Raw genomic sequence first — 8,584 nt, 5'->3', positions numbered from 1 at the left:
GCTTGCTGGATAAAGCTGACGATTACCTGAAGGCTTCCGGTTATCTGGCTTCCATATTGTATAAGGAAGAGATAGAACGTGCGATGAAAACGGCAGGTTGTAGCGGTTTTCAGCTATTGGATCTGCATGACTTCCCGGGGCAGGGAACTGCTTTGGTCGGATTGCTCGATGCCTTTTGGGATAGTAAAGGTGTGACTGATGCGGAGATATTTCGTCAGGCCTGTTCTCCGGTAACTCCTCTGGTCCGTTTCCCGAAAGCAGTTTATACGGATGGGGAATCTTTTACGGCATCTGTCGAAGTGGCCAATTTTACGCATGAAGAACTAAAAGACCAGTCTGTGTCGTGGGTGCTGAAAGACGAGAAAGGCAAAGAGATAGGTAAAGGTATGATGTCATGTCCTTCGTTGGCGATCGGATTGAATAAATTACCGGAAACAATTACCTGTTTGCTGGACCAACAGGAAGCAACCCGGTTGATCTTGTCTGTTGCACTGGCTCATACGCCTTACAAAAATGAATGGAGTGTTTGGGTGTATCCGTCCCGATTGAATCCGGTGAAAGGCGGCATTGTTGTTACCCGTGATTTGGAGGAAACCCGTAAGGCGCTTGCCGATGGAAAGAAAGTTTTGTATAATCCGGATTATAAGAAGATAAAAGGACTGGAAGGTAAATTCGTACCTGTATTCTGGAGTCCCGTTCATTTTCCGAAACAAGCCGGTTCGATGGGTATCCTGTGTGATGCGTCCCACCCCGCGTTCGGTCATTTCCCGACAGGAAATTATACCGACTGGCAATGGTGGTCGCTACTAAAACAATCGAAAACTGTTGTTTTAGATAGCCTGCCTCCTGTGACTCCGTTGATCGAAGTGGTCGATAACTTTGCCAACAACCGCCGGTTATCCAATTTGCTTGAAGCCAGAGTTGGAGAAGGTAAACTGGTCTTCTGTTCTATGGATCTGCTATCCGACTGGGCACAGCGTCCTGAAGCGCGGCAATTATATTTCAGCCTGCTTGAATACATGAAAAGTGATGCATTCAACCCTTCATCAACGATGGAATCGGCTGTTTTGTCTCAATTATGTCTGGATAAAGCATCTTCGGGTGCGATGAGGCCGGAAGATATTTACTAATTAAGAATGTGTGTTATGAAAAAGCTCTTTGTTGTGTTATTTGTTTTTGTGACGGGAATGGCCTGGGCGCAGGAGTCGCCTGTCGTGGTTGGAAATAATGGAAAGTCATGGATGTTGGCGACCAAATCATTTGTTTATCAGATCCGTGTTTCGGATCAAGGAATGGTGAACATGTACTATTTTGGCGATAAGAGTCAGGACTTGGATATGCTGCGAAACCCGCTGGGGGAAGAGGTCACGGTACGTGGTGGCTATTCAGCAACGACACCTATGTTGGAAGCGATCTTTAAAGATCGTGTGAGGGATATCGAACTGACTTATGCCGGGTCGGAAGTGCAGACGCAGGATGGTTATACTGTGCTGGCAATTCAGCAGAAAGATAAGTATTATCCGTTGGCTGTTACTGAATATATCCGCGTTTTACCGGAATACGATCTGTTGGAAAAATGGGTAGAGATCAGCAATATCGGCAAAAAGGGAGATATTGAAATAGAAAATGCCCAATCGGGTACTTTCTTTCTTCCGAAGAATGCCTATGAACTGACACATTTGTCCGGCAGATGGGGATACGAGTATCAGCAGAATGTGACGAAACTTACTCAGGGTTTGAAAACACTTCAGACAAAGGATCTACGTTCGTATGGATCTTCTTTCTTTGCGATTCGGCCGGAAGGAGAACAGGAGGAAACCTGTGGCGAAGTGTGGTTCGGCACATTACAATACAGCGGCAACTGGCGGGTCGACCTGGAGAAGTTTGCACCCGGTGAACTTCAAGCTACCTGTGGCATCAACTTCTGGGATCAGACATTGCTGCTTAAACCAGGTAAGAGCTTCACTACTCCTAAAATGATTATCGGCTATTCTAATCGTGGAATGGAAGGTACTTCACAGAGCCTGGCCTCTTATACCCGGGAGAAAGTGCTGTATCCATCGCATCGTGATCAGGTTCGTCCGGTTTTGTACAACAGTTGGTATGCCACAACTTTCGATGTAAACGAAGAACATCAGTTGGCATTGGCAAAGATTGCCAAAGAACTGGGTGTGGAAGTCTTTGTGATCGACGACGGATGGTTTAAAGGGCGTGTCAATGACAAAGGCGGTCTGGGAGACTGGACCGTGGATAAAAACAAGTTCCCTAACGGCCTGCAACCAATGATTGAGAAGATCAATGCGATGGGACTCGACTTCGGGATCTGGATAGAGCCGGAAATGGTTAACCCTAACAGCGACCTGTACCGTCAGCATCCGGACTGGGTATTCCATTATCCGAATCGTACCCGCCATGAAACACGTAATCAGTTAATGCTGAATTTGGCCCGTGAAGATGTCTATCAATATTTGTACACAAGCTTTTCCACTCTGCTGCGTGAAAACAATATCAAGTTTATCAAATGGGATATGAACAGAGGGGTCACTGAACCTGGCTTTCTCGCTGCTCCCTCCGATGAACAGCGGGCTGTCCGTATTAAATATGTGGAAAACCTGTACCGTCTGCTTGAAACATTACGGTCGGAATTTCCTGATGTATGGTTTGAAAACTGTGCCGGTGGAGGAGGAAGGGTAGACCTTGGTATGATGGCTCGTACTGATTTCTGCTGGGCAAGCGATAACACCGATCCGGTGGAAAGGATATTTATACAACATTCCTTCCTGAATGTTTTCCCGACCAACTCGATGATCAGTTGGGTGACGCAGGAGGATTGGCATAACCAGAATCACCCGCTCGAATTCAAATTCGATGTTTCTATGTGTGGTGTATTGGGTGTAGGTTATGATATAACGAAATGGACCGATAAAGAGAAAGCTGTAGCCCGTGAGAAGATCGCACGGTATAAAGAGATTCGTGAAACCGTTCACAAAGGAGATCATTACCGTTTGGTTTCACCTTATGAGAATAATAGGAGTGTACTTCAGTTTGTAAATAAATCGAAGTCTGAATCCATTGTATTCGTATATAATCTTGCCGAATATCCTAACAACGCAATACTGGAAACGAAACGTCCTAAAAACGTAAAACTACGTGGATTAGAACCGGACGCTTCTTATCAGATCGAAGGGATGGAAGGCATTTATAAAGGTAGCCAGCTTATGAATATAGGCGTTGAGTTTCCATTATACGGTGCATTTAAGAGCCGGATATTTAAGATTGTAAAACAATAATGATGTATTTTCAACTATGAAATTACTATCACCATCAACCTTCAGCGGAGGAAGCCTGGCTTCTTCCGCTGAACTGGTTACACTAAGGAACCGTAACGGTCTTGTCGCCCAGTTCACCAATTACGGTGCCCGTTGGGTAAGTATGTGGACACCCGATCGTGACGGTAATCTGTCTGATATCGTGCTCGGGTTCGATTCGATCGATGGTTATCTGACAGCAGGTGAAAGATACCATGGTGCAATTGTCGGTCGTGTTTGCGGGCGGATCAGTAATGCCCGTTTCCGGATAGGAGAGCAGGAGTATCTGCTTGCTTCCAACGATGTGTACGGTACACCTGTTCGTAACCATTTACACGGTGGAATCGACGCTTTTCACAATCGTTACTGGAAATTCTGTACATATGTTTCTCCTTCCGGAGAGGAAGCCGTCGAGTTCACAAATAATTCACAAAGCGGTGAAGAGGGCTATCCTGGTAACCTGCAAGTAAAAGTCACTTACCTGCTGAAAGATGATAATACTCTCTGGATGGAATGTGAGGCAATAACCGATCATCCGACCCCCGTTAACCTGACGAATCATGCTTTCTTCAATCTGCAATCCGCTTCCGGCCCGGTAGAAAGGAAGAATGTTTTATCTCACAATCTCACACTGAATGCTTCCGCTATTATAGAATGTGACAGTGAGTTAATTCCGACAGGCCGGCTGTTGCCGGTAGACGGAACCTTACTCGACTTCCGTTTGCCACGTACCATCGCCTCGTCATTGGTTGAGGAACATTCGCAGATACAAAAGGACAAAGGCTTCTCCCTTGCCTATGCTTTGGATACGAAAGAAGCTGACAGGTTGAATTTTGCAGCTCGCCTGTCTGATAATCTTTCCGGAAGAACATTGGAAATATATACCAATCAACCCTCTGTCCAGGTATATAACGGCTATTTTATGGACGGAACAGATATCGGAAAGGATCAAATTCCTTATTATGCCAGTGCCGGTATCGCTATCGAGCCCCAGGGTTATCCGGATGCTCCCAACCAACCCTCTTTTCCCTCCATCCTGATCGATGAAACGGAAAAGTACCGGCATGTTACTGAGTATTGCTTTTCTTTGGATTGAGATTTACCCTTACTTTGTGCTTTCGATGAATATAATTATCATCTTTGTCATTGTATAACAGTATGATACATGGCATTTCGAAGTCTTTACCTGAATTGCTTATATGACAAATGGCAAACGCCTATTGCAAATAGATTTGGTATTTGCAATGGGGTATTTTATTGGTTTCCTGTGTGTTCTCTCTAACAGACACTATCGTTAACTCCTGCTCTTTCTATTACTAATCTATAGACTAACTAATTCAAAGCTTACTACATAATGTTGCCAGGGTGTACAGGGTAATTTGATAGAGTGTACAGGATAATCGATTACGGTGTACACCCTAGCGGATTATCCTGTACACCCTGGCTATAATGGGTAGGGAGTTTTGAACTAGTGGATCGGCACTTTATATTTAGTTGGATACGATGTTGCGGTTAGTTGTTCGGGTACGGATAAATGGCGTTCCGGTCGGATTGGTTGAATTTGTTGATCTGTGCTGATTGGATATTGATTTAAAGTGATATATTTGCCGGGTATTTATTGTCAACTAAATCAGTAAGAGTCGAAAAATGGAAAAGCAGTCTTTTGTTGCTATTGTAAAGCGTTATTATCCCTGGATCTGCTGTATGGAAAAAGCTGCTTTCAGGATACATGAGGATGTGAATCAGAAGTATAATCATGTGTTGCCTTACGGTTTTCATTTGAAGATGACGGCTTCGTATGTCTCCCGTTATGGGTATCTGACGGCGGATAGTGAGGCGGATGTCCTGATTCTTTATGCAGCTGCTTACCTCCACGATACGATAGAGGATGCACGGATGACTTATAATGATGTCGTAAAGTTTATCCGGAATTTCCGTGAAGGAGACTTGGCTTTGCCGGAAGACCTGTTGAGACAGGTGGAAGAACAAGTTCCCGATATTGTCTATGCACTGACAAATGAGAAAGGACGAAACCGGAAAGAGCGTGCGGACGAACGCTATTATAAAGGGATCCGCGAGACTAAATTCGCCTCGTTCATCAAGATGTGCGACCGGTTAGCCAATATACAATACACGGTAATGTTCGTCTTTGCCAACCACATGCTCGATGTTTATCGCAGAGAATACCCCGATTTCATCCGGTCGATCGGTGATGGTGCCGTGACGGAAGTTCCGGAGGCTATGAAGGCAGAGGCCGAGCGTTTGCTGACGACGGAGACGTATATACTATAATTTAATGAACCCGAAAATGAAAGCAGATGAAAGCACATCTATGTACTGCCTTCATCTGCTTTCCTTTGATAATTAAAGGAAGATCATTGGATGAAACCAATGAATGCAAGTTCCTTATAACCCTAATTTTGTTTTGATCGCTTTCGGGATTGCATCTTTGTGTACCATCACATAAATAGTTTTGGCACGGACGAAGCTTTCGGACATATTCAGGTAACCACCGAACTTATTGCGGTCTGTGCCCCAGGAGTTCTTGGTGATGTAATATTTTGTGCCGTTCTGATCTTTGGCGATACCGGTCAGGTGCATCAGGTGGTCGTCGGTGGTGACGAATGCTTCGTAACCTTCCTGACGTACTTCGGGAGTGACTTTGATTTCCGGATAAGGCTGTTCGAATTTATATACTTCTTCCAGGCGCTCTTTCTCGTCCATCTTTTCGAAACGGGCGCGGTCGGTGTTGGAGAGGTCTTCCACCTTCTTTACTTCCGGGTTGATGGCTACGCCGTTCTTGAAAGAGAAGCCTTTTTCACTGACGTCACCATCCCAGCATACGGTGAAACCGTTGTTTAAGGCATAATCTACCGTTTCCATCATTTCGTCGAGCGGCAGGTTGTACATCAGCGAATGTTCCCAGTTGTCGGGTACTTCCACATCGAATTTTACATAATACGGATGATGAGTGAAGCTGGTCAACTCGATATAATCGTCCATATTCAGCCCCAGGGAAGCAGCAAACGATTTCGGGGTATATTCCTTTCCTTTGTATGTAAATTTAGCGGGGAGTTTGCCCAGATAAGTATCGAACAGGTTTTCGATCAGCTTATCGTATTCAGGACTGCGTTTCTTGTTTTTTACGGCTACATCGGCGATCGCTTTCATATATTGAGCCAATTCGCTGTGGTTATGGCGTTCGGAATCATAGTTGATGCCTGTGTATACCTCTTCCGGTACGATACCGACCTGGCGGTAGGCATTCATGAACGTATGCGAAAGGCTTCCCTGGCCGATGTTACCTTCTCCGCGGCGCAGATAGTTGTCCTGTAGCTGGTTCATGTATTTCTGGCGTACGATAAACATTTCGGAAAGGTCGTATTCGCCTTTTCCCATACGCATCAATTCCGACTCCATGAATGAAGTGGTGGCAAAGCACCAACAAGTACCGGTGGATGCCTGGTTCTTTACGGGAGTAGCCGGAACGGTTACTACCTCGGTAAACTGATAGCCTTGTGCAAATGCGCTCAAAGCGGAAAGTAGCAAGGCGCAGGATATAAATAATGCTTTCATAGGATATGATTTAATATATGTATATAGTTCATAATATTCTGGTTTAGAAACCTCTCGCAAACATCTTCCAGAACTCGTCGGCCATATCTTCCCAGCGTTGCATGGTGGCTCCGGCAAAGTCGGAGGTATAGCCTGTGAGGTAGGCGTTGGCTGCGGCATCGCCTTTCGTCTGCCGGATTTGTTCGTACTGGCTTTCTACGAAAGGTAATTCCCTTTGTCCTTTGTCTTCAAAGTGCATGATTGCATTTTGCATGGTTTCCCGGGTTAATCCCCAACGTACGGTTGCCAGCTTATTTGCTTCACGGAACGACCAGATCGCCGCGTCATCGCGATGACGATGTTGTCCGCAGATATAGAAACTGGGGGGAAGTGCGGTGGAACCGGCAAAAATGGGGAACCGCGGGCTTTGTCCCGGGTTATCGAACGACATCCAGGCAATACCGCCGATCGCATCGGGCAACCAGCTACGTAACTGGATCACGTGGGAGTAAGAACATTGCGGCACAGCAACCAGACGGTTACGGGTTACTACACCTTCTTTTACTCCGTTCAGCATATTGATCATATCGGTAGTCATCCACGGATTAGCCGACGGACTGACGATCGAGTCCTTTTCCTGGCTGTCCTTCTTCTTGGTAAGAACTTTCAGATTCTTGGTCACATCCCATTCGGTTCCTTCGTATGTTTCACGTAAAAGAGCCATTACATCGGTTACGGAAACCTGCTTGTCAGGTTTCACGCTCAGCGGCAGTTCCTCCGCATCGTACGACAAATGCAGGGACGGAGCAAGTGTGCTGAGGATAAAGAACTCGCGCAGGCTATACGATTTGAGTTCGCCGAAATAGTTCCCGCCACTGTATGCTTTCCAGAAGCGGAACGGTTCTTTCCCATCCCAGAATCCCATCTTTTTGGCTACGTCGAACACATTATCCGAAGCCATATAGTTGTCCTTATCCTTTAAGTTTAAAGTGGAAATGCGGGAAACGTTTGCCGATACGCTGACATGATCGTCCGGGATACGAACGGCAGCCCATACGCCTCCGATCTTATCCGGGCCTTCCCCGAATATCTCGAATATCCACACTTCGTTCGGGTCGGCAATAGTCAGGCATTCGCCGGAGTCACCGTAACCGTATTCTTTTACCAGCTTTCCCATCAGGCGGATGGCGTCGCGAGCTGTGGTACAACGTTGCAATGCGATCTTTTGGAGTTCTTCGATCATGAACATACCCTTTTTATTGACCATTTCTTTGCGACCGGAGATAGTCGTTTCACCAATGCCCAATTGCTTTTCGTTGAGGCAAGGGTAAGCGGTGTTCAGAAACTGGTACGTGGAACGAGCTTGCGGAATGCTGCCCGTCAGCTCCATGTTGGTCGGATCGTTCGGATATTCCGTATGCATCCGTCCGGTGTAGATGGCAACGGTTGTGTCGTTGTCGTAAGTGGCAGCCGGGACGATATCCATCCAGGTGCGATAATTACTGTCACAGGTGTGACTGGTCATTACAGAGCCGTCTGCCGAGGCTTTTTTACCGACCATAATACTCGTGCAACTCTCCGGACTGTTCACCGGCCGGGAGTATTCTATCTCCTGCGCAGATGCAACGAGGCAGTGGCAGATAAGTGTAAGAGTTAAGATAAACAATTTGTTCATGTGTTTGTCATTTGATTTATCCGTTAAAGATACGAACTGTATCGGA

Annotated in this window: 5 protein-coding genes and 1 pseudogene; 4 read left to right on the top strand and 2 right to left on the bottom strand. The window is 46.0% G+C overall.

Going from position 1 to position 8,584, the window contains the following annotated elements; all coding sequences use genetic code 11:
• From QZ076_RS00925 to QZ076_RS00910, 4 genes and pseudogenes are all read left to right on the top strand, one after another.
• Positions 1–1,130: pseudogene (locus tag QZ076_RS00925) on the top strand (glycoside hydrolase family 2); the annotation flags it as partial.
• A gap of 15 nt (positions 1,131–1,145) precedes the next feature.
• Positions 1,146–3,290 (top strand): alpha-galactosidase, encoded by a 2,145-nt coding sequence (locus QZ076_RS00920; RefSeq protein WP_293709459.1) that lies wholly within the window; start codon positions 1,146–1,148, stop codon positions 3,288–3,290.
• Positions 3,291–3,306: 16 nt separating this feature from the next.
• Positions 3,307–4,404: an aldose epimerase family protein gene (locus QZ076_RS00915; RefSeq protein WP_293709457.1), complete on the top strand. Its 1,098-nt coding sequence runs from the start codon at positions 3,307–3,309 to the stop codon at positions 4,402–4,404.
• A gap of 551 nt (positions 4,405–4,955) precedes the next feature.
• Positions 4,956–5,600, top strand: coding sequence for an HD domain-containing protein (locus QZ076_RS00910; protein WP_293709455.1), 645 nt, complete (start codon positions 4,956–4,958; stop codon positions 5,598–5,600).
• A gap of 114 nt (positions 5,601–5,714) precedes the next feature.
• Here QZ076_RS00910 and QZ076_RS00905 read toward each other — a convergent pair whose 3' ends face one another.
• Positions 5,715–6,884, bottom strand: coding sequence for a C1 family peptidase (locus QZ076_RS00905; protein WP_293709453.1), 1,170 nt, complete (start codon positions 6,882–6,884; stop codon positions 5,715–5,717).
• A gap of 43 nt (positions 6,885–6,927) precedes the next feature.
• Complete coding sequence (locus QZ076_RS00900) at positions 6,928–8,538, bottom strand: C69 family dipeptidase (RefSeq protein ID WP_293709451.1); 1,611 nt, start codon at positions 8,536–8,538, stop codon at positions 6,928–6,930.
• Positions 8,539–8,584: the final 46 nt, after the last annotated feature.

Source organism: uncultured Parabacteroides sp. (assembly GCF_905196875.1).
Taxonomy (GTDB): domain Bacteria; phylum Bacteroidota; class Bacteroidia; order Bacteroidales; family Tannerellaceae; genus Parabacteroides.
This window is presented reverse-complemented; position numbering and strand designations above follow the sequence as displayed.